The sequence below is a fragment of the Allobosea lathyri genome (assembly GCF_900108245.1).
In the GTDB taxonomy this organism is placed as follows: Bacteria; Pseudomonadota; Alphaproteobacteria; order Rhizobiales; family Beijerinckiaceae; genus Allobosea; species Allobosea lathyri.
Genome location: NZ_FNUY01000008.1, coordinates 146,302 through 169,099, shown reverse-complemented (window position 1 = coordinate 169,099; position 22,798 = coordinate 146,302). Strand labels below are relative to the sequence as shown.

Here is a 22,798-nt window from a genome sequence, read left to right as displayed (position 1 = left end):
CGCCGAGGTGGTCAGGCGCTCAGGCGCGGCCGCACCACCCGGCTGCCGACGAAGCGCCGCGCCGCCAGCCAGGTCAGCACGACGAAGACCAGCAGCAAGATACCCTGCGCGATCGCGAAGGGCGGCTCGGATTGCGTTGGCGCCAGGGCTCGCAGCGGCGGGATCTTCATGAAGGCCTGCGCGACGAGAACGAAGACCAGAAGATAGAAGGCCAGCATCGCCGTGATCGCATAGATGCGCCGCCATGCGCCCTCGAGCCGGAACGCATAGAGGGCAAAGCCCGCGACGATGATCAAAGCCAGCGAGATCGCGCCGACGATATGCGAGGGCAGCACCCCGTTAAAGGGAAAGCCGAAGCCGGTCGCGCTAGTGGCGAAGGCGGTGGACAGAAAGACCCCCGTCCAGCCGCCACGCGTATGGCCGTGCAAGAGCCCGGAGGCGACGGGAAACCCGGCGACAATGGCGATCAGGCTGAGCCAGGTATGAAAGCCTACAAAAGTCGTCGGATCGAACATGATGAGGTCCCCACCCCGCCGGTACACGTCCAGCGTAGCAAAAAGGATGCCGTAGCGGGAGCCAAGATGCGAGCGATTTTAAACTGAGCGCCTCGGCGCCTACTCCGTCAGGCTGACCCGCACGCTCGGACCTTCTGCCTCGGTGGCGCGCTTCAAGGTTTCCTTGGCCTCGTCGACCTGGCGCTGGCGGTTCCAGAGCGCCGCATAGATCCCGTCGGCCGCCAGCAGCTCGCGATGATGGCCGCGCTCCACGATCAGCCCCTTGTCGAGCACGATGATCTCGTCGGCGTTGATCACGGTCGAGAGCCGGTGGGCGATCACCAGCGTGGTGCGCCCTTCGCTGACGCGATCGAGCGCATCCTGGATTTCCTTTTCTGTGAAGGAATCCAGCGCCGAGGTGGCCTCGTCCAGCACAAGCACCGGCGGGCCCTTCAGGATGGTGCGGGCGATCGCGACGCGCTGCTTCTCGCCGCCCGAAAGCTTCAGGCCGCGCTCGCCGACCGAGGTCTCGTAGCCTTCCGGCAGCGAGCGGATGAAGCGGTCGATCTGGGCCAGCCGCGCGGCTTCCGCGACTTCACCTTCAGTCGCATCGGGGCGCCCGTAGCGAATATTGTACTCGATCGTGTCGTTGAACAGCACCGTATCCTGCGGAACCATGCCGATCGCCGCGCGCAGGCTGACCTGCTGGACATCGACGATGGGCTGGCCGTCGATCAGGATGCGGCCGCTATTGGGCTCGTAGAAGCGGAACAGCAGCCGCGAAATCGTCGACTTGCCCGCGCCCGAGGGGCCGACGATGGCGATCGTCTTGCCCGGCGGCACGGTGAAGGAGATGCCCTTCAGGATCGGCCGCTCGGGAATATAGGCGAAGTGGACGTTCTCGAACACGACCTCGCCGGCCGGCACCCGCAGCGGCAGGGAGCCGGGCTTGTCCTGGATCTCCGGATCACGCCCGATCAGCGAGAACATCTGCTCGATATCGAGCGTCGCCTGCTTGATCTCGCGATAGACTGTGCCCATGAAATTCAGCGGCTGATAGAGCTGGATCAGCATCGCGTTGATCAGCACGAAGTCGCCGACGGTATGCGTGCCCGAGCGAAACCCCTGCACCGCCATCACCATCGAGATGGTGAGGCCAGCGGCAAAGATGGCCGCCTGGCCGAAATTGAGCCAGGCCAGCGAGGTGTAGGCCTTCACCGAATTGCGCTCATAGCGCGCCATCGAGACATCGTAACGCGCGGTCTCGCGGGCCTCGGCGCCGAAATACTTCACTGTCTCGTAGTTCAGGAGCGAGTCGATGGCCTTGGAATTGGCGTCGGTATCGGACTCGTTCATCTCCGAGCGGATCGCGATGCGCCACTCCGTCGCCTTGATGGTGTAGGCCATATAGGTCGTGACCATGACCACGAGCACGACGACATAGAGCCAGTTGAACAGCGTCAGCAGCACGCCGATGATCAGCACAAGCTCGATCACCACCGGCACGAGCTGGTTGAGGCCGAGCCGCACCATCTCCTCGATGCCATTGCGGCCGCGCTCCAGCACGCGGGTCAGCCCGCCTGTCTTGCGCTCGAGATGGAAGCGCAGCGAGAGATGATGCAGATGGCCGAAGGTCTGCAGCGCCAGCGTGCGCACGGCATGCATGAAGACCGGGGCGAACAGGGCGTCGCGCAGCTGAATGAAGGCAGCCGAGCCGACACGGGCAAGCCCGTAGATCACCGTCAGGGCGAGCGGCGCGCCGACAAGCCAGGGCAGCCAGCGTTCCAGGCTGGAGGGCGTGTTGGCGAGCGCATCCGTCGCCCATTTGAAGGTGAACGGCACCCCCATCAGAACGACGCGGCCCATCACCAGCAACGCGAAGGCCAGCACGACACGGCGGCGCAGATCGGCCCGGTCGCTCGGCCACAGATAGGGCCAGAGCGCGCGGAAGGTTGCAACGAAACCGGAGCCCGGCTGAAGCAGGACCGAGCGCGCAAAGGTCGGCGCCGGATTGGGTGCGGCAGGCGGGGACATCTTGAAACGATTCCAGTTGGCGGGTTCATATAGGCGCAATCGCCGGGGAATGCATGCCGTCCCGTATCGGGGGCGGCGTGCATGGGCCGCTTGCCTTGCTCTCGCCGAAAGCGCGGTGTCAGATGGCGAATGGGAGAGCACAAAGCTCGCTACGGGGACGAAACAATGACGAAACTTCAAAGAGTTATCGCTGCCGGGCTGACCGGCCTCTGCGCCGGACTGGTATTCGCCGTGGCTCCGGCCGCCGCGCAGCAGGCCAAGCCGCCGGCGCAGATCAAGATCACCAACATGCGCGCCGCGCCCCTGACGACGTTCGAAGTCGCGACAACAGGCGATCAGTCACGGCTCGTCGGAAAGCTCGACAAGCCGCTGGCTCCGGGGAAAAGCGCTTCGATCAAGCTCAACAAGCCAAATGGCTGCAACTATTTCGTGCTCGCGAAATTCAGCGACGATGCCGAAAGCGATGCCGAAAGCATGGATCTCTGCAAGGAACGGACGATCCGCCTGACCGAGTGAGGCCCTTCAAAGGCCTCCATGCCGGTCCGGCAACAAAATAGCGCCTGTCCGGGGTCGCAAATCCGGCCCGCCGATGAAACCAGAAGTGGGGTCGGTGCGTAGACCATCTGAACGCAATGATCGAAAGCGTCGATGCATGCCGGATCAGATGGTCAAACAGGACAAGGGACGCGGGCGCCCGCCAGTGCCCGCTCAAATCGACGAGCTATCCAATGACGAGAAAGCGCTCGTCGCCTTGTTTCGCGCCGTTTCCGCAGAGGACCGGCTGAATATTCTGCGCTATGCCGAGGCGACGCACGACATCCAGGCCATCTTCCGCACGGGCGGAGACAAGCGCAATCATTGATGGTTCTTAGAGCATGCTGTTCGGTCTGAGAAACGCGCCGTCATCCTGGGCGACCGCAGGTCGACCCGGGATCCATCCTAGGGTTCCGGAGCTTTACGATGGATCCCGGAGCTGCGCGTCTTAGCCGCTTGTCCAGGATGACGACGTGGTTCCGAGCATGAACGGCAGACTCGGCGAGCCGCTCCGACTTCGGCTCTGCCGAGCCGTGTTCAGGCCGTGGCCCCTGCCCTCACCAGCTTGTAGGTGATCGAGTCGACCAGCGCTTGGAACGACGCGTCGATGATGTTGGCGCTCACCCCCACCGTGGTCCAACGCTCGCCGGTCTCGTCAGCGGATTCGATCAGGACGCGGGTGACGGCGTCGGTGCCGCCCTGGAAGATGCGCACCTTGTAGTCGACCAGGCGCAATCCCTCGATCAGCGACTGATAGCGGCCGAGGTCCTTGCGCAATGCGACGTCGAGTGCATTCACCGGGCCGGACGCGCCTTCGGCCGCCGAGATCAGCACCTCGTCACCGACTTTCACCTTCACGATCGCTTCGGAAAAGGTGACGAGTTCGCCCAGCGCATTGTGACGGCGCTCGACATTCACGGCGAAGCGCTCGATCTCGAAATAGGTGGGCACCTCACCCATGATGCGTTTGGCGAGCAGGAAGAAGGATGCGTCGGCACCCTCGAAAGCATAGCCCTGCGCCTCCTTCTCCTTGACCTCGTCAAGCACCCGCGTCAGCCGCGGGTCGTCGCGGCCAAGCGTGACGCCAATACGCTCAAGTTCCGCGACGAGATTCGACTTGCCGCCCTGATCGGAGATCAGCACCTTCCGCAGATTGCCGGTCGCCTCCGGCGCGACATGCTCATAGGTGCGCGGGTCCTTCATCACGGCCGAGGCGTGGATGCCGGCCTTTGTGGCGAAGGCCGAGGCTCCGACGAAGGGCGCATGGCGGTTGGGCGCGCGGTTCAGCATTTCGTCGAGCGCACGCGAGACATGGGTGAGTTCGGAGAGCTGCGCCTCGCCGACGCCGATCGAGAAGCGCTCGCGATATCGGTCCTTGAGCTTCAGAGCGCCGATCAGCGTCACGAGATTGGCGTTGCCGCAGCGCTCGCCCAATCCGTTCAGCGTGCCCTGGATCTGGCGCACGCCGGCCTCGACGGCGGCCAGCGAATTGGCGACGGCGCAGCCGCAATCGTCATGGGCGTGGATGCCGAGATTGTCGCCCGGCACGGTCTTGGCGACCTCGGCGACGATGGCCGCGACCTCCTGCGGCAGGGTTCCGCCATTCGTGTCGCAGAGCACGACCCAACGCGCACCGGCATCGAACGCGGCGCGAGCGCAGGCCAGCGCGTAGTCGGGATTGGCCTTGTAGCCATCGAAGAAATGCTCGCAATCGAGCATGACCTCGCGGCCCGCAGCTTTCGCAGCCTCGACGCTTTCGCGGATGCCGGCGAGATTGTCTTCCAGCGAAATCTCGAGCGCGACGCGGACCTGATAGTCGGACGCCTTGGCCACGAAAACGATGACGTCGGCCTTCGCCTCCAGCAGGGCGGCGATGCCTGGATCATTGGAGGCCGAGCGGCCGGCGCGCTTGGTCATGCCGAAGGCGGCGAACTTCGCAGCGTTCGTCGGCTTTTGCGCGAAGAATGCGGTATCGAGCGGGTTGGCGCCGGGATAGCCGCCTTCGACATAGTCGATGCCGAGCCTGTCCAGCATGCCGGCGACGGCGCGCTTGTCGTCGAGCGAGAAATCGACGCCGGTCGTCTGCGCGCCGTCGCGCAGCGTCGTGTCGAAGAGATGGACGCGGGCAGGAACAAGCCCCGCCCCCTTCCCTTCTCCCCTGGCGGGAGAAGGTGGCCGCGCAGCGGTCGGATGAGGGGGCGCCGTGACGTTTCCGGGTTGCGACTTTGCTGGCGCTGCACGGCTATCGTCGCGCGCCGCATCACCCCAACCCTCTCCCGCGAGGGGAGAGGGGGCTGTGTCGCGGTTCATCGCCTGATCCTCATGCGATAACGCAGTACCTTGGGCATCACCATGGCGAGCATGACGAGCTTCATGGCGACGGAGAGCGCACCGGCGCGGCGGATTTTCGGGGTGGGGGTCATGATCTAAACTCCGCCGTCTCTGTCGGCTCAATACGGGCAACGTCGTCAAGATCGTGCCAAAGCGTGTCACGCAGTTCGTCTGGACGCTGGAGAATGTCGGCATTCCAGAAGTGCCGAATGCGGAAGCCCTGCGCCTTCAGCCAAGCATCCCGCACGATATCGTGCTTGTTCTCAGCATGCTGACCGCCATCTGCCTCGACGATCAGGCGCTTCTCCAGACAGGCGATATCCACGATGTACCGTCCGATGGGTACTTGTCGACGGAATTTGAATCCGCTGAAACGCCGGTCGCGCACGAGATGCCAAAGCTTGCGCTCGGCCTCAGTCGGCTCCTTGCGCATGGCGCGGGCACGCCCTTTCAGGGTCTGCTGAAGCGCCGACCCGTCCCCCCCTTCTCCCCTGGCGAGAGAAGGGGGCCGCGCAGCGGTCGGATGAGGGGGCGCCGTGACATTTCCGGGGTGCGACTTTGCTGGCGCTGCACGGTTATCGTCGCGCGCCCCCTCACCCCAACCCTCTCCCGCGAGGGGAGAGGGGGCTGTGTCGCGGTTCATCGCTTCACCTCTCAGGTCGTGGTCGGCTCGCGTGCGGCGTCCCTGCCCATGCTTCAGCGCAATGCCCATCGCCGCGGGTTCGTCGCGTTTCCCTTCTCCCCTCGCGGGAGAAGGTGGCCGCGCAGCGGTCGGATGAGGGGGCGCCGTGACATTTCCGGGGTGCGACTTTGCTGGCGCTGCACGGCTGTCGTCGCGCGCCCCCTCACCCCAACCCTCTCCCGCGAGGGGAGAGGGGGCAGGTTGGCGGCTCATCGCTTCACCTCCCAAGTCGTATCCAATTTACCGGTTGTCGGATCTTTCACGTCTTTGAGCGAAATACCCATCGCCGCGAGTTCGTCGCGGATACGGTCGGATTCGGCGAAATTTTTTGCGCGGCGGGCTTCGAGTCGGGCTTCGATGAGGGTGTTGGCTTCGCGTTCGAAGAGTTCATTTACAGCCCCTTGAGGCTGGTCAGCGAAATCGAACCCCAACAGAGCGAGCGACGACCTTAGGACATCTGCGGCGATAGCGTTGGTTGCGAGAACCTCAGCTTCAGACCCCGGGGATGTCCGCATCCCGCCATTGGCTTCACTTACGAGTCGGTCGATCTCCGTCAACGCCCCATGGGTATTAAGATCGTCGGCAAGCCTCGCAAGAACAGCCGAAGAGGGCGCGGCGGCTCTCCCACCACCGAACTTTGTCAGAGTGTGGCGGTAGCGTTCGATTTTCTTCTCCGCCTCCTCCAGCGCCTTCACCGTCCAATCAATCGGCTGGCGATAATGCGTCTTCAGCATGGCAAGCCGCAGCACTTCGCCGGGCCATTTCCGCCCACCGAACTGTTCGGTTTCCAGCAACTCGTTGATCGTCACGAAGTTGCCGAGGCTCTTCGACATCTTCTCGCCTTCGACCTGCAGGAAGCCGTTATGCATCCAGTAGTTCGCCATGCGCCCTGCCCCGTCCGCGCCGCCAAAGGCGCAGCAGGACTGGGCGATCTCGTTCTCATGGTGCGGGAAGACGAGATCGATGCCGCCGCCATGGATGTCGAAGACGTTTTTGGCCGGATCGTCGCAGGTGAGGCCGCCGCCGAAGGGCGATAGCAGCTTTGCCATCGACATGGCCGAGCACTCGATGTGCCAACCCGGCCGGCCGGGTGTCCTGATGCCCGCAGGCGACGACCAGCCCGGGTCGATGCCCTCGCGGCTCGGCTTCCAGAGCACGAAATCCATCGGATCGCGCTTGTAGGGCGCGACATCGACGCGAGCGCCCGCGATCATCTCGTCGAGCGGGCGGCGCGCCAGCGAGCCGTATTTCGGCGCGGATCCGAGATGCTCGACCGCCGGAACATGGAACAGCACATGCTCCTCGGCGACATAGGCGACGCCGCGCGCCACCAGCCGCTCGATGATGTCGCGCATTTCGGCGATATGATCGGTCGCGCGCGGCTCCTGGTCGGGCGGCAGATTGCCGAGTGCGCCGATATCGGCATGGAACTGCGCCGTCGTGCCTTCCGTGACCTTGGCGATCGCCTCGTTCAGCGGCAGGCCGGGATAGTCGCGGGCGGCACGCGCATTGATCTTGTCGTCGACGTCGGTGAGGTTGCGGGCATAGGTGACATGCTCGGCGCCATAGAGATGCCGCAGCAGCCGGTAGAGCACGTCGAAGACGATGACCGGGCGCGCATTGCCGATATGGGCGTAGTCATAGACCGTCGGGCCGCAGACATACATCCGCACGTTCAGCGGATCGATGGGGGCGAAAACCTCCTTCGTCCGGGTCAGCGTGTTGTAGAGCCTCAAGGTCGGCGACATCGGAGAGTGTCCTGGCAAAACGGCGAAAGGCGTGACGACGAGCATATCCTGGCCGCTGGCCGGGGCGCTGTCTGTCTTTCCGTTTCAGGACGAGGACGTGAGCAGCCGGCCAGCGAAAGCTAGCGGCAAATAATGCAAATCGGGTTGGCGGCTCGCGTCATGAGAAACTGATTGCCTGCATGCGGGCTTTGCGTCAAGAGGGCGCCCCGACTTGCTGCAGTGCAACATCATTGTGACGCAATTCACGTAAATTTAACCCGGCGGAACCATCCTCGCGATTCGAGGGTTACGAGCCCGTCCGGTCAGCTAGGAAACACCTCAAATGCGCCGCGCCGTCGCCCTCATCGGACTGCTCGGAATCGTCGGAGCCGGGGTTTCGCTTTCGGTCCTGCCGACCACGAAGACCTCCGCCGCCGCAAGCGACAACCGCACCTTCCTGATCCCCGCCAGCGACGGCTACGGCGTCGCCGACTGCCTCTCGACCAAATCGGAATGCGGCAAGATCGTCGCCGACGCCTGGTGCGAGGCGCAGGGTTTCGCCAAGGCCGCCTCGTATGGCCTCGCTGACCGCGAGGATTTCACCGGCACGCTGTCGAAGGCCCGCCCGGCCGCATCGGTCGAGCAGCCGCTGGTCATCACCTGCGGCGAGTGAGCCGCTCCCTCACTTGATCCAGTCGGCGCATTTGGGCGCGTCGCCATTGCCGCCCCAGGGCATGATCGGCACGGTCGAGGTCGAGTTCTGCGGCGAGCCGTCGATCAGCTTGTCCGAATAGACCAGATAGACCAGCACGTTGCGCTTGGCGTCGCAGCCGCGCACGATCTGCATCTTCTTCCAGACCAGCGAACGGCGCTCGCGGAAGACGACATCGCCCTGATCGGCCTTTTCCTTGAACTTGATCGGACCGATCTGGCGGCAGGCCAGCGAGATCTCGGAGACCTGCTCGGCGACTCCGAACATGCCGGAAACGCCGCCCTTCTCGGGGATGGTGTAGTGGCAGGCGACGCCTTCGACGACGGGATCGTCGACGCCGTAGACGGCGAGCTTGTCGTCAGGGGTCAACATCTTCCAGACCGTCGACTTCCTGAAGATAAGGTCTTCCTGCGCGGCTGCCGGGAGCACTGACGCCGCGAGACAAAGCGCTCCTGCAATCAGGGCGGATGCGGCGGTTCTCAAGCGCATGGTAGTCTCCTCGGCACGACGATGCTGGCAGTCTATGGCCGGCTGGATATGGTTGCAGTCGGCCCCGAACGCCAGGGTTGCGCTCAAGCAGCCAATGGCTTGAAGACGAGATAGGCGGCCACGAGCGCGCCGACCACGCCGGCCGTGAAGAGCACCAGCTTCAGCCGCGTCATGCCGCTGGCGAAGGCGACGTCGCCGGCATCGATCTTGGGAAACTTGCCGAGCAGCCGCGAGATCGCGAGATTTTCGGCGACATCGCAAAGTCCGCCGAACAGCCAGCCACCACCGCACAGCGCCGCCACCCACCAGGGATAGCCGCGCATCGACAGGCCCGCGACGATGATTGCGCCGACGATCGCATAGGTGAAGGCGCAGGCGACATCGGCCGGGAGCACCCGGGCGCGATAGCGTGCGCGTGCTTCCTCGCCATAATGCGTGAAAAGCTTCTCGACATCGGCGACGTTGAAGCCGTTCCAGTCATTCTCCAGCATCCGGGCCACGCCCTGGCGGCTGGACCAGAGCCCGACCGCCCAGAACAGAACCATCACCAGCACCGGGCCCCAGATGAAGAAGGCGAGCGGAACGGTCGTCGAATAGAACGGCACGGGATCGATCATGGCGGGTTCGGCTTTCGCGGCGGGCGGCGGTCGGTGGAGCGGGGCGCAATCCTGGCAAGCTACCTCGCCTTGCGGGCCAGAGCCAAGGCCTCGCGCAGAACCTGTTCATCGCCGATGTGATTGGCCAGGATCAGCACCAGCTTGGCGTTCAGGGCGGCACTCCCGGCCTCGTCAAGATCGCGATGCGCCTGCGCGATCAGGCGATAGGCGGCGTCGGCATCCGCGAAGCGCTGCCCCGTCTTGAGTTGCCTGTCGGTGGTCATCGGGCGCGGCCCTCCAGTCTGGCGACGGCAGCCGCCACGATCTCGCGCGTCGGGTTGTGGAAACGGGCAGCGACATGCCCGTCCGGCCGCAGCACCACCGCGTCGCCATCGACCAATGCGTAGCGGCGCGGCAGCATCGCTTCGGGGTCTTCGAGTGGGCCCCGTTCGCGCTGCTGCACGACGGCGGGAACATCGACCACGCCGACGCCGGCCGAGCCGAGCCGACGACGCCCGCCGCCATAGGACAGGACCACCGGGCGGCCGTCGCGCAGCGTTTCGCTGAGCCAGAGATGGGGCCCCTCGGAGGCAAGCAGGGGCGCATCCCGGAAGGCCGCGCCGGGCGCAACGCCACCATGGAAACCTTCATCGCGCGTCGAGAGCGGCGAATTGCTGTAGGTTGTCGGCAATGAGAGCCGCCCCGAATTGACGAAGGCGGCTCCGAATTTGCCGCTCGCGGCGAGAGACAGGGCTGCATCGCGCAGGACGCGCTCACCGGGCGAACGCGGCGCGATGAAATCGGTCGCCCGCATGGAATGCAGGATATTGTCGTCGGCGGCCTCGCGGCGCTCGCTGTCATAGCTGGCGAGCAGCGCGACCGGGCTCACGCCCTTGACGACGAGCGCCAGCTTCCAGCCGAGATTATCCGCGTCCTGAATACCGGAATTCGCGCCCCGCGCGCCAAAGGGCGAGACCTGATGGGCCGCATCGCCCGCGAAGACCACGCGGTCATGGATGAAACGCTGAAGCCGGCGGCATTGGAAGCGATAGACCGAGACCCATTCGAGCGCGAAATCGCCATGTCCCAGCATCTGCTCGATGCGCGGACGCACGACCTCGGGCCTCTTCTCCCATTCTGGGTCGGCGTCCGGCCCCAATTGCAGATCGATGCGCCAGATATCGTCGGGTTGCTTGTGCAGTAGCGCCGACTGGCCGGCATGAAAGGGCGGGGCAAACCAGAACCAGCGTTCGGGCGGAAAATCGGCGGCCATTCTGACATCGGCGATCAGGAACTTGTCCTCGAAGGTCTCGCCTTCGAAGGCGAGACCCAGCATGCCGCGCGTCGGCGAGCGCGCGCCGTCGCAAGCGACGACCCAATCCGCCTCCAGCCGATACTCGCCTTCCGGCGTCGCGACAGTCAGCAGGCCGCAATCGTCGCGAGGAGCGAGACCGGCAAGCCGGTTCGACCAGCGCAGATCGACCAGCGGCTCGGCCTGGACGGCCGCCACCAGCGCCGCTTCGACATGATATTGCGGGAGATTGATGAAGGCCGGCTGCTTGTGGCCGGGCTCGGGCTGGAGGTCGAAGGCATAAAGCTGTTCGGTGCCGCGAAAGACCTTGCCGGTCTTCCAGGTCACGCCCTTGGCCACCATCGCATCGGCAAGGCCCAGCCGGTCGAAAATTTCGAGCGTGCGCTTGGCAAAGCAGATGGCGCGCGAGCCCTCGCCGATGCAGTCGGAATCGTCGAGCAGGACGACGGGAACCGCGCGCTTGGCCAGATCGAGCGCCAGTGTCAGACCAACAGGCCCGGCGCCGATGATGACGACGGGGTGATGCGCCGGACTGCGAACATCCTGATCGGGCGAGCGGCGGTAGGCGAAACGATGGGGCGGATCGCCTGGTGTCTTCACCGCAAGGCCTCCGGCGGCGCGATGCCGAGTTCAACCAGATCGGCGCGACGGCCTGCATCGAACTGCAGGAAATACTCGTCGAGCTGCGGCGGCGCGATCGCCGTCCCCGCCAGCATCGCATGGGCCTGGCCCCGATGGTGGATCTGGTGCTGGAAGAGATGCGCCAGGAGATCGTCGACGCGCTCGCGCACCCTGCCTTCTTCGCCACGGTCGGTCTCGACACTTTCGGCGAGCGAGACAGCATCCTGAACGTCGCAGAAGGTAATCAGGCGCCGGTCGCTCTCGCTTTGAGCGGCAAGCAAAGCCGGCCCGGCAAGCGGCACGAAGCCGTCGAAGATCGACTGCCCGCCCCCGCCTTGCTCGAGCGCGTCGATGTAATAAAGATCGACGGAAAGGCTGTGGTTCAGCGTCTCCTTCAGCGAGGGAAAGAAGCTGGTGCGGGTCGAGGCGAATTCGGCATCGCTGAGTTGCGCGCAGGCCGCGAGCAGGCGGTGATTAGCCCAGGCGTTGTTGCGCGCCATCTTGCGAAAATGCGTGGCCAGCGACATCGCGTCAGCCTCGCAGATCGATCCACATCTGGCGATCCCTCTCATCCGTCCAGATGCGGGGATGGTCGAGGCCATTCGCCTCGTCATAGGCGCGCGAGACGTTGAAGGGCAGGCAATGCTCGAAGATCACCCAGTCGCCATAGGCCGGCTTCAGCGTGGCGTGGACGCGCTCGAAGGTCTCGCGCAACGACCGGCCGGCCGCGGCATTGATTTTGACGGCTTCGAACAAATCGCTCAGGAAAGCGCGCGTGCCCTTGACGCCATCGGCCACCATGGCAGCGCTGGTCAGCGCCGCTCCCCGTCCCGGCACCATCGCAGCCGAGCCCAAAGCGGACAGATTGTCGAGCGTCTGCGGCCAGTCGGTAAAATGCGCGTCGCCGCAATAGGGCGTCGCGCCATACTCGACGAGATCGCCCGCAAACGAAACCTGCGCGTCGGGAATCCAGGCGACGATGTCTCCGGCGGTGTGGCCGCGTCCGAGCTTCATCAGGCGCACCTCGCGGGTGCCCAGCCAGACCGAGGCCTCGGCCGAGAAGGTCATGCTTGGCCAGGTCAGGCCGGGACGGATCGAATCGGCGCCCTGGAACAGGCGCGGGAAGCGGCCGATCTCGCTCGCCTTGTCCTGCTCGCCACGCTCCACGATCATGTCGCGGGCGACATCCGAGCAGATGATCTCGCGGGCGCCATAGGCGGGAGCACCAAGCACGCGCACGGCGTGATAGTGCGACAGGACGACGTGGTGGATGGGCTTGTCGGTGACCTTGCGCACCCGCTCGATCACCGTCTCAGCCATCCTCGGCGTCGCCTGCGCGTCGAAGACGAGGACACTGTCGTCGCCGATCACGACCCCGGTATTGGGGTCGCCCTCGGCGGTGTAGGCGTAGACGCCCCGCCCGATCTCATCGAAGGAGATCGTCTTCTCGCCGAGATCAGCGCTGGAGGCGAAGGCCGGCTTTTCGCCCGGCATGGCTCTACTCGGCGTGGCGTTATTCGGCATGAGGCAGGGCCTCCTGTTCGATAGCGCCGAAGATCGACCGTCCCTCCGCATCCTTCATCTCGATGCGGAAGCTGTCGCCAAAGCGCAGGAACGGCGTGACAGGCGCGCCGGTGCGAATGATCTCGACCATGCGCTGTTCGGCGATGCAGGCATAGCCGAGGCCGCCTTCCGCGATCGGCCTGCCCGGGCCGCCATCGGCATCGCGATTCGAGACGGTGCCGGAGCCGATGATGGTGCCCGCGGAAAGTCGCCGCGTCCTGGCGGCGTGAGCGATCAGCGTGCCGAAATCGAAGGTCATGTCGACGCCGGCATCGGGCCTGCCGAAAGGCGCGCCGTTCAGCTGCGTCAACACGGGCAGATGGAGCTTCCCGCCGCGCCAGGCCTCGCCGAGCTCATCGGGCGTGACCGCGACGGGCGAGAAGGCCGATGAGGGCTTTGATTGAACGAATCCAAAGCCTTTCGCCAATTCCTTCGCAGTCAGATTCCGCAAGCTCACGTCGTTTACGAGCATGACCAGGCGGATATGGCGCAGAGCCGCGTCGGGATTGACGCCCATGGGCACATCGTCGGTGACGACCGCGATCTCGGCCTCGAAGTCGATTCCGTGCTCCTCGCTGCGGGCGCGCACGGCCTCGCGGGGGGCCAGCGTCACGTCGGAGCCGCCCTGATACATCAGCGGGTCGGTCCAGAAGCTATCGGGCATCTCGGCGCTGCGCGCCTTCCGGACGAGTTCGACATGATTCACATAAGCGGAGGCGTCGAGCCATTGGCCGGCGCGCGGCAACGGCGAGGCGCAGTCATGTTCGTGGAAGCGGAAGGAGGGCAGCGACCCGTGTTCGAGGCTCTCTGCCAGATCGGCAAGACGCGGCGCATATCGATCCCAGTCGTCGAGCGCCGCCTGCAAGGTCGGCACGACCGGGAAGGCGTCCGTCGCCCTGGTCAGATCCTTCGACACCACTACAAGGCGGCCATCCCGGCCATGCATAAGGGACGCGAGTTTCATGTCTTTTCATTCCTCGCCTGACGCGCAACAAAGGGCCCAACAAGACCGCGGGAGGACACCTTATGAAACGTCGCGACTTTTTGAAAACAGGGGCGCTCGCCGCTGCCGCGACCCCGGTCGCGATGCCGGCTCTGGCGCAGTCGCAACCCGAGGTGAAATGGCGGTTGACGTCGAGCTTTCCGAAGTCGCTCGACACGATCTACGGCACCGCGCAGCAATTCTCGAAATATGTCAGCGAAGCCACGGACGGCAAGTTCGACATCCAGGTCTTTGCGCCCGGCGAGATCGTGCCCGGATTGCAGGCGCTCGATGCGGTCTCTTCCGGCACCGTCGAATGCGCGCATTCGCCGACCTATTTCTACATCGGCAAGGACCCGACGCTGGGGCTCGGCACCGGCATCCCCTTCGGCCTGAATGCCCGCCAGCAGCATAGCTGGTGGTATTTCGGCGGCGGCGAGCAGATCGTGAACGGCGTTCTCGACCGCTTCAACGCCTATTCGATCCCCTGCGGCAATTCCGGCTGCCAGATGGGCGGCTTCTTCCGCAAGGAACTGACCGGGCTCGACGATCTCAAGGGTCTGAAGTTCCGCATCGGCGGCATGGGCGGCGCGGTTCTCGCCAAGCTCGGCGTCGTTCCCACGCAGATTGCGCCCGGCGACGTCTACCCGGCGCTGGAGCGCGGCACGATCGATGCGGCCGAGTTCGTCGGCCCCTATGACGACGAGAAGCTCGGCTTCATCAGGGTCGCCAAGTACTACTACTATCCCGGCTGGTGGGAGGGTGGCGCCATGCTGCATCTCATCATCGGCAAGGAGGCCTGGGCCAAGCTGCCAAAGCACTATCAGGCGATCGTCCAGAATGCCTGCGAGGCGGCCAATAACTGGATGCTGGCGAAATACGACTTCGTGAATCCCGGCGGCCTGCGCCGGCTGGTCGCGCAGGGTGCCCAGCTGAAGGCGTTCCCGCTGCCGGTGATGGAGGCGGCGCTCAAGGCTGCCGAGGAATATTACGCCGAAACCTCGGCCAAGAGCCCGGATTTCAAGAAGGGCTATGATTCGATGGTCGCCTTCCGCGGCGAGAACCTGCTCTGGTGGCAAGTGGCAGAGCTTTCGTACGATTCGTTCATGAACCGGCTGAAGGCCCGATAGACACCCGAACTGATCCGTGAATTTCGCAGACCTCCCCGGCAAAACGCCGGGGAGGCCTTGTCTTGAGCGAACTGCTCGAAAACACATCTGACGTGACGTGGCAGAATCCTGGCCGCCACGAGTGTCCGTGACATTTGACGGCGCTGATCCCCGGGACCCGCGCCCCCCGCGCCTTATCTGAAACGGCTCCGCCCTCGCGTCCCGGAAAGATTTCCTTAACTGCAACAATGCCGACCCCTCAGGCTTTGTTGCGGTATTCGCTTCGTCTATCTAGTATCCACTCAAGAACACTAAATATCCCAGACAATTGCCTTGCCTATGCCTCGCTACCATCCGAAATTGGCGCGAGTTTAAGCAATGATCGACTTAACTGGCTACAAATTAACCTTCGACGAGGAATTCAACTCTCGCAGCATCTCGCAGAATGGCACTGGAACGACATGGGCGGACATTCGCCCGGGCTCGCGCTTGAATGCCAATGCTGACATCGGCTTCGGGAATTCCGCATTTGTAGATGCGGCTTCGGGGATCGATCCCTTCTCGGTCCAGAATGGTGCCCTCCATATCACGGCGGTCCGCACCGATGCCGAGGTGGCAGGTCCGGGAGACTGGGCATCAGGCCTGATCAGCAGCAGGGCGTCATTTGCGCAAACCTACGGCTACTTCGAGATGCGGGCGCAGCTGCCGGCGGAAGCCGGGGTTTGGCCTGCGTTCTGGATGCTACCAGCCGATGGAAGCTGGCCGCCGGAACTCGATGTCCTCGAAGCCTATGGCGACACCAATCTCTGGCAATATGTCCACAGCGTCGCGGGAGACGTGCAGGTCTGGAGTTCCCACGCCAATATGACCGCAGGCTATCACAGCTACGGCGTGGAATGGGGACCCACGACCATCTCCTTCTACTTCGATGGAGAGCGCGTCGGCGCGGCGCAGACCCCGGTCGATTTCCACAAGCCGATGTATCTGCTGGCAGATCTGGCGATACAGCGAGGCGTTGCGGGCACCACCGACGCCGCCAAACAGATGCAGATCGACTATATCCGCGCTTACTCGGCCGATCCGCACGCGACAGCTGTCGATCTTGCTCACGTGTCGTCGCCGGATGGGGCAGACACCGGGCATCTCTATGGCGCGACTGCCGCCAGCCATGCCGAGCCTCCTCCATCGAACGGGCAAGCGAGTGTGCTGTCGCTTCGCGTCTCGGGCGACCATTATGCCGGCTCGCCGCAATTCCAGGTCTTCGTCGACGGAACTGCGGTGGGATCGGTCCAGACCGTTCAGGCGCTGCATGTGCTCGGCCAATGGCAGCAGTTTGATTTTTCGGGGCCTTTTGCGGCCAACACAGCGCATGCCGTGGAGGTGCGCTTCCTCAATGACGCCTGGGATGGCTACGGGGGCGGCGAAGGACATGATCGCAACCTTTATGTCCAATCGCTGACCCTCAATGGCACGACGGAAAACTGGACCGCTGCGACGGGCAATGTGGCGCCATGGTCCACCGATTCCGCGGCGATCGCGACGAATGGCAGCATCGTCTTCGGCCACGCCGTTGCCGGACCGCCCCCGCAACAGCCAGTCACGCCGCCCTCCCCGCCGCCGGAGTCAGTCCCGACTGCGCCTTCCGCTCCCGGCGGCTCCGCGAGCCTTTCGGTGAAGGTCTCGGGCGACCACTATACCGGCGCACCGCAGTTCCAGGTCTTCGTCGATGGAGCGCAGATCGGGCAGACGCAGACTGTCGAAGCCGTGCATGTGCTCGGCCAGTGGGACACATTCGACTTCGATGGTGCATTTGCCGCCGGCACGCCCCATCAGGTCGAGGTCCGTTTCGTCAACGATGCCTGGGACGGGTACGGCGGCGGCGAGGGACATGACCGCAACCTCTATGTGGAAAGCGTATCGCTGAACGCTCACACCGCGCTTTGGACTGCGGCGACCGGCAATGTCGCGCCGTGGTCCATAGGATCGGCGGCGCTTGCGACGAATGGGGGCGTCCTGTTCGATTTATTCTAGAGCATCGGTCCGACACTGCGGCCGGTCAGACAAATCTGACCCGGCGCGGTTCGTGCGCCGCCAGCATGGTGCCGAGGTGGGAGGACATCGCCTTGGGCCGCTGCTCGAGCAGCCGGTCGCCAATCAGGGCCGCTTTTGCGCGCTTCTTCGCGATGCTTTTTTCGATCTCGCGCTCGGCCTTGCGCCGGCGTCTGGCCGGAACCGCCTCCGACAGATGCTTCCGGGCCATGTTCAGGTCGACGACCGTGCCGAGATGGGCGCGCAGGCGCTCGGTCGCCTCCGCCTTCGGCTTGAACCCGGCGGGATCGGCCGGCTGGAAGAAGTCGATCTGATAGCCGAGATCGACGATCGCGGTGCGCCAGGCGTGCAGGCGCTTCATGCTCATGCGACGCGGATCGCCGTCGAGGCGCCGCCTGGCCTTGCGGCAGATGCGCCTGAACCCCGTCAGCAGGAACGAGCCGCCCTCTCCCGCTACCGACCAGCGCGCCATCTCGGTGGAAAGCCAGGCCAGCTTGGCACGAACCGCCTCGAACTGCTGTCGGCTTTGCTCGAGCACGTCGGCCGGCGCATCGACCTCGTCGGCCGCTTTCGGCAACACCTTGCCCAGCGCCTTCGCAACGACGGTCGCATCACGAACCGCCCCGAAACTCTGGCGCAGCCCCTTCACCTCGGAGCGCACCATCCTCGCCTCCGAAGCCAGCGCCTTGGGAGCGAGCTTTAGCAGCGCGCGCCAGGCTTTCATCAAGCGGCGGAAGGCATGAATCTGCTTTTCCGGGTCTGGCGCCGCGTGATCCAGCAGCCTCTGTGCCTGCTTGGGCATGTCGCGGCAGGTGCGCAGCCAGTGTCCGGCCCAGCGCTGCATCATGGCCTTACCGTCGACCTGGCGTTCCGACTTTCGACGCACCGGGCGCGCAGCTGTGCGTACGCTGCGACGAAGCGGCCGGGCCGGCGTTTTCGCTCGTATCGCCATCATGCGCTCCGCGCGGAGGTCGGAATGCGATTCAATCCCAAGTGTCGGAAAGCTGCAAGCTTTCCGAACAGATCCAACCGTTACCAGGCCTCGCGCCTGTTCGGATCGAAGCGCTTCTTCAACCCGTCCCAGCAGGCCGTGTAGTCGGGCTGGAACTGCGACGAGCGCGCTGCATAGCCGGTGAGGCGTTGGGGAAAACGCGTCTCGAACATGAAGGCCAGGGTGCCGGTGAGCTTCACCGGTTTCTGCTCGCTGGTAGAGGCGTGCTCGAAGGCGGTGGCGTCAGGCCCGTGCGGCAGCATCATGTTGTGCAGGCTGAAGCCGCCGGGCGTGAAGCCCTCGGGCTTGGCGTCATAGACGCCATAGATCAGGCCCATGAACTCCGACATGATGTTGCGGTGGTACCAGGGCGGCCGAAACGTGTTCTCGGCCACGGCCCAGCGCTCGGGAAAGATCACGAAGTCGATATTGGCGGTGCCGGGCGTCTCCGAGGGAGCGGTCAGCACCGTGAAGATCGACGGGTCGGGATGATCGAAGGAGATCGCGCCGACCGGTGAGTAATGCCGCAGATCATATTTATAGGGCGCGTAATTGCCGTGCCAGGCCACGACATCCAGCGGCGACTGGCCGATCGGCGTCGAAAACAGCTCGCCGCCCCATTTGGCGTAAAGCGTCGAAGGCTCCTCGATGTCTTCATAGGCGGCGATCGGGGTGAGGAAGTCGCGGGGGTTGGCGAGGCAGTTGGCGCCGATCGGTCCGCGATCGGGCAGCGTGAAGCCGCCGCCGTAATTCTCGCAGACATAGGCGCGGGCAGGACCACCGCTCAGCTCGACCCGGAAGACGACGCCGCGCGGGATCACGCAGATCTCGCCCGGACCGATCTCGATGACGCCGAACTCGGTCGCGAAGCGCAGCGCCCCCTCCTGCGCCACCACGAGATATTCGCCATCGGCGTTGAACAGATATTCGCGCTCCATCGACGCGGTCACGAAGAGCAGATGCGCCGCCATCCCGGCTTGCGTATCGGCATCGCCAGCCGTCGTCACCGTATGCAGTCCCGTGATGAAGGTTAGCGGCTCGGCGGGCAGCGGGATCGGATCCCAGCGCATCTGGCCGATCGGGAGATCGGCCTCGTCGCGGCAAGGCGCAGTCCGGATCAGCCCCCTGTCGCATTTGGACCAGCGCCCGCCATGCTTGACGCTGGGCCGGATGCGGTAGAGCCAGGAGCGCTCGTTCGTCGAGCGCGGCGCGGTGAAGGGCGAACCCGAGAGCTGCTCGGCATAGAGCCCGTAGGCGGCCTTCTGCGGCGAGTTGCGACCAATCGGCAAGGCGCCAGGCAGCGCCTCCGTCTCGAACGAGTTGCCGAATCCGGACATATAGCGCGGGTCGATGCCCGCCCCGGTCCTGGCGCCGGCGTCGATCTTCGGCTGCACGGTCATGCCCTTCTCCTGCGAGTCTTCGCAAATATTTGCTGTTTCGGCCGCCAGCCGCTTTGACAAGCAGGCCGGATACGGAAAGATCGAGAGATTACGTCTTGCCTTGCCTTAAAATTAGTTGCAAATGAAACTAATGTCAACGAATCCAGCGCCGTCACCGGAAGCCGAAACGCTCAAGCTGGAGCGCTTCCTGCCCTACCGGCTCAATGTGGTCGGCTTCTTCGCGAGCCGCGCGCTGGGGCGGATCTATGGCGAGCATTTCGGCATCGGCATCCCCGAATGGCGGGTCGTCGCGCAGCTCGGCGAGTTCGGCAAGCTGACCTCCCGCGACATCGGCGAACTCGCCCAGATGCACAAGACGAAGGTCTCGCGCGCGGTCGCCGAGCTTCAGAAGCGCGGCCTCGTCTCGCGTGCCGAAAACCGGGAGGACCGGCGCGAATCCTTCGTGGCGCTGACGCCGGCGGGGCAGCGCATCTACGCCCATATCGTGCCGCTCGCGCTCGCCTTCGAGGCGCGCTGGATCGAGGGCATCGCGCCTGACGAACTCAAGGTGTTCGAGCGCGTGCTCTCGACGCTGACCGATCGCGGCCGCCTGCTGGCCGGCGGCTATCGCGACGTGGAAACCTGACCGATCAGAAGTAGCGGGCCAGATTTCTGCGGATGCGGTCCAGCGGCCGCTCGCCCTTTGCCGGCGGCTCAAACGCGCTGCCCGTGATCGTCTCGAAAGCCCGGATATAGACCTGCGAGGTCTGCGCGATCAGTTCGTCGGGGATTGCGGGCAGCGGCTCGTTATAGGGGTCGCAGCGCGCGACGACCCAGTTCCGGACGAAATCCTTGTCGAAGCTCTCGGGCTTGTCGCCACGGGCGAAACGCTCCGGATAGCTTTCGGCGAACCAGTATCGGCTGCTATCGGGGGTGTGGATCTCGTCGGCGAGGATGATGCGCCCCTGCGCATCCGTACCGAACTCGTATTTGGTGTCGGCGAGGATCAGCCCGCGTTCGCGCGCCATCGCCTGCCCCCGCGCGAACAGCGCCAGAGCGTAGGCAGACACGGTCTCCCACTGCTCCTTGGTCAGCAGCCCCTTCTCGATGATCTCGGCCGCGGAAAGCGGTTCGTCGTGGCCGCCGTCGAAGGCCTTGCTCGTCGGCGTGATCACGGCCGCGGGCAGCACCTCGTTGTCGCGCAGGCCATCGGGGAAGCGCAGCCCGTAGATGTCGCGCGCGCCCTGCTTGTAGAGCGTCAGGATCGAGGTGCCGGTGGTGCCGGCGAGATAGCCGCGCACCACGATCTCGACGGGGAGGATATCGAGCAGCTTTCCAACGACGACGTTGGGATCGGGATATTCCAGCACATGGTTCGGGCAGATGTCGGCCGTGTTCTCGAACCAGAAGCGGGCCGTCTGCGTCAGCACCTGGCCCTTCAGCGGGATCGACGCGATCGCGCGGTCGAAGGCGCTCAGGCGGTCGGTGGCGATGATGATGCGACGCCCGTCGGGGAGGTCGTAATTCTCGCGGACCTTGCCCCGGTAGTAGCTCGGCAGCTCCGGAATGACCGCTTCATCAAGGGGCAGATACTCGGACATGGATGGCATCGCTTCATCGAGGGCGGGAAATCGAGGGCAGGAGATCGAGGCAAGAGCAGGCTCGGAGCGTCATGTCCGCGCCTGCTCCTTCTAGCCAAAACGCCCGCGATAGACCATCTCGGCTCACATCGTCGCGAGCGATCGCATTCGATCTGCCATTGCCAGCGACACACTTTATGCCGGGGCCCGCAGCCGATTGCTGCTCTGCGGCAAATATGGCATGCGGGGCAGGCTGCTGCATTGGAGCGAATCCGCGCCAGGTCGCCGCAGGAGCCGTCCTTAGTTCCGTCGCGTTTGGCGGTTGTTGTTGCGCCTCAAAGAGTGACCGGCCCGGCCAGGGCCCAGACCAAAGCGGATGATGTGGCCCGACCTGCGATGATATCGAGACTTTCCCGACGCTTCGGCACCGCGCTGCTGGCGCTGGCGGCCATGGGCGGAGCGGCTGTCGCACAATCGCCGTCATGCACCGCCTGGCGTTCCGAGCTTGCAAGCCTCCAGGGTCAAAGCAGTGGCGACCCTCGTGCTGCGCAGGCCGCACAGCGCGTCGGCGCACAGCTTTCCCAGGCCACCAACCAGTATCGCGCCATGGGCTGCGAACGGGGCGGGTTCCTGTTCTTCGGCGAGCAGCCGCCGCCGCAATGCGGAGGCCTGAGAGCGCAGATCGGCCAGTTGCAGGCGCAGTATGGCAGTCTGCAGCGGCAGGCTCAGGGTGGCGCTGTCGAACAGCGACGCGCCCAGCTCGCGGCCGCGATCAACACAAATTGCCGGGCCCCGCAGCAGCAGCGCGGCTTCTTCGAGACGATCTTCGGGCTGGAGCCTCGTCGCGGCGAGATCGATTCGACCATCCCCGAACTCGACCCGGACCGGGTGATAGAACCGGAAAAACCGCGCTCGGGCGGCGCCTATACGGTCTGCGTGCGCACATGCGACGGCTTCTTCTTCCCGCTGTCGAACAGTCCCGGCGGTCGCGAAGGCGCGGACGAGATGTGCCAGGCGCTCTGCCCGGGCACCGAAACGACCGCATTCGGCATGACGAGCGGCGGAGACATCCAGAATTCGGCGTCGCGCAGCACCGGCCAGCCCTATTCCTCGCTGCCGAACGCCGGAAAATACCAGCGTTCCTTTGACGCCGCCTGCACCTGCCGCGGCCAGGGCCAGAGCTGGTCGCAGGCCTTGAAGGACGCGGAATATCTGCTCGACAAGCGCGACGTCATCGTCACCGAACAGCGCGCCGCCGAGTTGTCCCGCCCCAAAGTCGACACCAAGACCGATCCAAAGCGCCGGGGCGCCGCGCCTGCCACGGTTCAGCCCGCGGCGATTCCGGAGCTTCCGGAGGAAAAGCCGCTGCCCTCCGAGAACTCTCCGACATCGGGCACCGAATCGGCCGGCGTCGGCCCCAGCACCATCGGGGAAAAGGTTCTCGACAAGGGCGACGGGTTGAAGAGCGAGACGCGCAGCGTCACCGGCGAGAAGCGGACGGTCAGAATCGTCGCGCCGAACCTGGCGCCGAACCTCGCGCCATCATTGGTCCGGCCATAAACTCAGTTGTTTGTTCCATGCGTTAAGCGCATGGACATCTGCAATTTAATTCC

22 protein-coding genes are annotated in these 22,798 nt (G+C 64.6%); 7 read left to right on the top strand and 15 right to left on the bottom strand.

Annotated features, from left to right (window positions below; all coding sequences use genetic code 11):
• Window positions 1–11: 11 nt before the first annotated feature.
• Both C4S73_RS19215 and C4S73_RS19210 read right to left on the bottom strand, forming a co-directional pair.
• Window positions 12–515 carry a hypothetical protein gene (locus C4S73_RS19215; RefSeq protein ID WP_103874144.1) on the bottom strand — a complete coding sequence of 168 codons (504 nt, stop codon included), beginning with the start codon at window positions 513–515 and terminating at the stop codon, window positions 12–14.
• Between the two features lie 99 nt (window positions 516–614).
• On the bottom strand, window positions 615–2,528 hold the full coding sequence (locus C4S73_RS19210; protein WP_103874256.1) for an ABCB family ABC transporter ATP-binding protein/permease: 1,914 nt from the start codon (window positions 2,526–2,528) through the stop codon (window positions 615–617).
• A 165-nt stretch (window positions 2,529–2,693) separates the two neighbouring features.
• Here C4S73_RS19210 and C4S73_RS19205 point away from each other — a divergent pair, with 165 nt between their 5' ends.
• Both C4S73_RS19205 and C4S73_RS19200 read left to right on the top strand, forming a co-directional pair.
• Window positions 2,694–3,044 (top strand): hypothetical protein, encoded by a 351-nt coding sequence (locus tag C4S73_RS19205; RefSeq protein WP_103874143.1) that lies wholly within the window; start codon window positions 2,694–2,696, stop codon window positions 3,042–3,044.
• A 73-nt stretch (window positions 3,045–3,117) separates the two neighbouring features.
• The gene (locus C4S73_RS19200) at window positions 3,118–3,390 is read left to right on the top strand and encodes a hypothetical protein (protein ID WP_146071430.1); all 273 of its coding nucleotides are present in this window, start codon (window positions 3,118–3,120) and stop codon (window positions 3,388–3,390) included.
• Between the two features lie 209 nt (window positions 3,391–3,599).
• On the opposite strand, the gene cimA is transcribed toward C4S73_RS19200, so the two are convergent.
• The 3 genes from cimA to cysS form a co-directional block, all read right to left on the bottom strand.
• Window positions 3,600–5,372, bottom strand: coding sequence for a citramalate synthase (gene cimA / locus C4S73_RS19195; RefSeq protein ID WP_103874141.1), 1,773 nt, complete (start codon window positions 5,370–5,372; stop codon window positions 3,600–3,602).
• A gap of 109 nt (window positions 5,373–5,481) precedes the next feature.
• Entirely contained in the window at window positions 5,482–5,847 is a 366-nt protein-coding gene (locus C4S73_RS28700) for an endonuclease domain-containing protein (RefSeq protein ID WP_280177613.1), read from the bottom strand.
• 437 nt (window positions 5,848–6,284) lie between these two features.
• Window positions 6,285–7,823, bottom strand: a complete 1,539-nt coding sequence (gene cysS, locus C4S73_RS19185) for a cysteine--tRNA ligase (RefSeq protein ID WP_103874140.1) — start codon at window positions 7,821–7,823, stop codon at window positions 6,285–6,287.
• Window positions 7,824–8,145: 322 nt separating this feature from the next.
• On the opposite strand from cysS, the gene C4S73_RS19180 reads away from it, so the two are divergent.
• On the top strand, window positions 8,146–8,475 hold the full coding sequence (locus tag C4S73_RS19180; RefSeq protein WP_103874139.1) for a hypothetical protein: 330 nt from the start codon (window positions 8,146–8,148) through the stop codon (window positions 8,473–8,475).
• A gap of 9 nt (window positions 8,476–8,484) precedes the next feature.
• On the opposite strand, the gene C4S73_RS19175 is transcribed toward C4S73_RS19180, so the two are convergent.
• The 7 genes from C4S73_RS19175 to C4S73_RS19145 all read right to left on the bottom strand — a co-directional run bounded on the left by C4S73_RS19175 (window position 8,485) and on the right by C4S73_RS19145 (window position 14,059).
• Window positions 8,485–9,003 carry a CreA family protein gene (locus tag C4S73_RS19175; protein ID WP_103874138.1) on the bottom strand — a complete coding sequence of 173 codons (519 nt, stop codon included), beginning with the start codon at window positions 9,001–9,003 and terminating at the stop codon, window positions 8,485–8,487.
• 83 nt (window positions 9,004–9,086) lie between these two features.
• Window positions 9,087–9,620, bottom strand: coding sequence for a hypothetical protein (locus C4S73_RS19170; RefSeq protein WP_103874137.1), 534 nt, complete (start codon window positions 9,618–9,620; stop codon window positions 9,087–9,089).
• Between the two features lie 59 nt (window positions 9,621–9,679).
• Window positions 9,680–9,883 carry a DUF2783 domain-containing protein gene (locus C4S73_RS19165; RefSeq protein ID WP_103874136.1) on the bottom strand — a complete coding sequence of 68 codons (204 nt, stop codon included), beginning with the start codon at window positions 9,881–9,883 and terminating at the stop codon, window positions 9,680–9,682.
• Window positions 9,880–11,511 carry an FAD-dependent oxidoreductase gene (locus C4S73_RS19160; protein WP_103874135.1) on the bottom strand — a complete coding sequence of 544 codons (1,632 nt, stop codon included), beginning with the start codon at window positions 11,509–11,511 and terminating at the stop codon, window positions 9,880–9,882. Before C4S73_RS19160 ends, C4S73_RS19165 begins: the two co-directional genes overlap by 4 nt.
• Window positions 11,508–12,059 (bottom strand): DinB family protein, encoded by a 552-nt coding sequence (locus tag C4S73_RS19155; RefSeq protein ID WP_103874134.1) that lies wholly within the window; start codon window positions 12,057–12,059, stop codon window positions 11,508–11,510. Before C4S73_RS19155 ends, C4S73_RS19160 begins: the two co-directional genes overlap by 4 nt.
• A 4-nt stretch (window positions 12,060–12,063) precedes the next feature.
• Entirely contained in the window at window positions 12,064–13,056 is a 993-nt protein-coding gene (locus C4S73_RS19150) for an MBL fold metallo-hydrolase (protein ID WP_244595672.1), read from the bottom strand.
• Window positions 13,046–14,059 carry a fumarylacetoacetate hydrolase family protein gene (locus tag C4S73_RS19145; RefSeq protein WP_103874132.1) on the bottom strand — a complete coding sequence of 338 codons (1,014 nt, stop codon included), beginning with the start codon at window positions 14,057–14,059 and terminating at the stop codon, window positions 13,046–13,048. Before C4S73_RS19145 ends, C4S73_RS19150 begins: the two co-directional genes overlap by 11 nt.
• Before the next feature lie 62 nt (window positions 14,060–14,121).
• Between C4S73_RS19145 and C4S73_RS19140 the strand changes: the two genes are divergently transcribed.
• Window positions 14,122–15,207 carry a TRAP transporter substrate-binding protein gene (locus C4S73_RS19140; protein WP_103874131.1) on the top strand — a complete coding sequence of 362 codons (1,086 nt, stop codon included), beginning with the start codon at window positions 14,122–14,124 and terminating at the stop codon, window positions 15,205–15,207.
• Between the two features lie 357 nt (window positions 15,208–15,564).
• A complete protein-coding gene (locus C4S73_RS19135; RefSeq protein WP_103874130.1) occupies window positions 15,565–17,217 on the top strand; it encodes a carbohydrate-binding domain-containing protein in 1,653 nt (550 codons plus the stop codon).
• Between the two features lie 25 nt (window positions 17,218–17,242).
• Here C4S73_RS19135 and C4S73_RS19130 read toward each other — a convergent pair whose 3' ends face one another.
• On the bottom strand, window positions 17,243–18,187 hold the full coding sequence (locus C4S73_RS19130) for a CHAD domain-containing protein (RefSeq protein ID WP_160115840.1): 945 nt from the start codon (window positions 18,185–18,187) through the stop codon (window positions 17,243–17,245).
• Window positions 18,188–18,267: 80 nt separating this feature from the next.
• The gene (hmgA, locus tag C4S73_RS19125) at window positions 18,268–19,626 is read right to left on the bottom strand and encodes a homogentisate 1,2-dioxygenase (RefSeq protein ID WP_103874254.1); all 1,359 of its coding nucleotides are present in this window, start codon (window positions 19,624–19,626) and stop codon (window positions 18,268–18,270) included.
• Window positions 19,627–19,756: 130 nt separating this feature from the next.
• On the opposite strand from hmgA, the gene C4S73_RS19120 reads away from it, so the two are divergent.
• A complete protein-coding gene (locus tag C4S73_RS19120) occupies window positions 19,757–20,251 on the top strand; it encodes a MarR family winged helix-turn-helix transcriptional regulator (protein WP_160115839.1) in 495 nt (164 codons plus the stop codon).
• A gap of 4 nt (window positions 20,252–20,255) precedes the next feature.
• Here C4S73_RS19120 and C4S73_RS19115 read toward each other — a convergent pair whose 3' ends face one another.
• Window positions 20,256–21,206: a phosphoribosylaminoimidazolesuccinocarboxamide synthase gene (locus C4S73_RS19115; RefSeq protein ID WP_103874127.1), complete on the bottom strand. Its 951-nt coding sequence runs from the start codon at window positions 21,204–21,206 to the stop codon at window positions 20,256–20,258.
• A 375-nt stretch (window positions 21,207–21,581) separates the two neighbouring features.
• On the opposite strand from C4S73_RS19115, the gene C4S73_RS19110 reads away from it, so the two are divergent.
• Entirely contained in the window at window positions 21,582–22,745 is a 1,164-nt protein-coding gene (locus C4S73_RS19110; protein WP_103874126.1) for a DUF2865 domain-containing protein, read from the top strand.
• The last annotated feature ends 53 nt before the right edge of the window (window positions 22,746–22,798 follow it).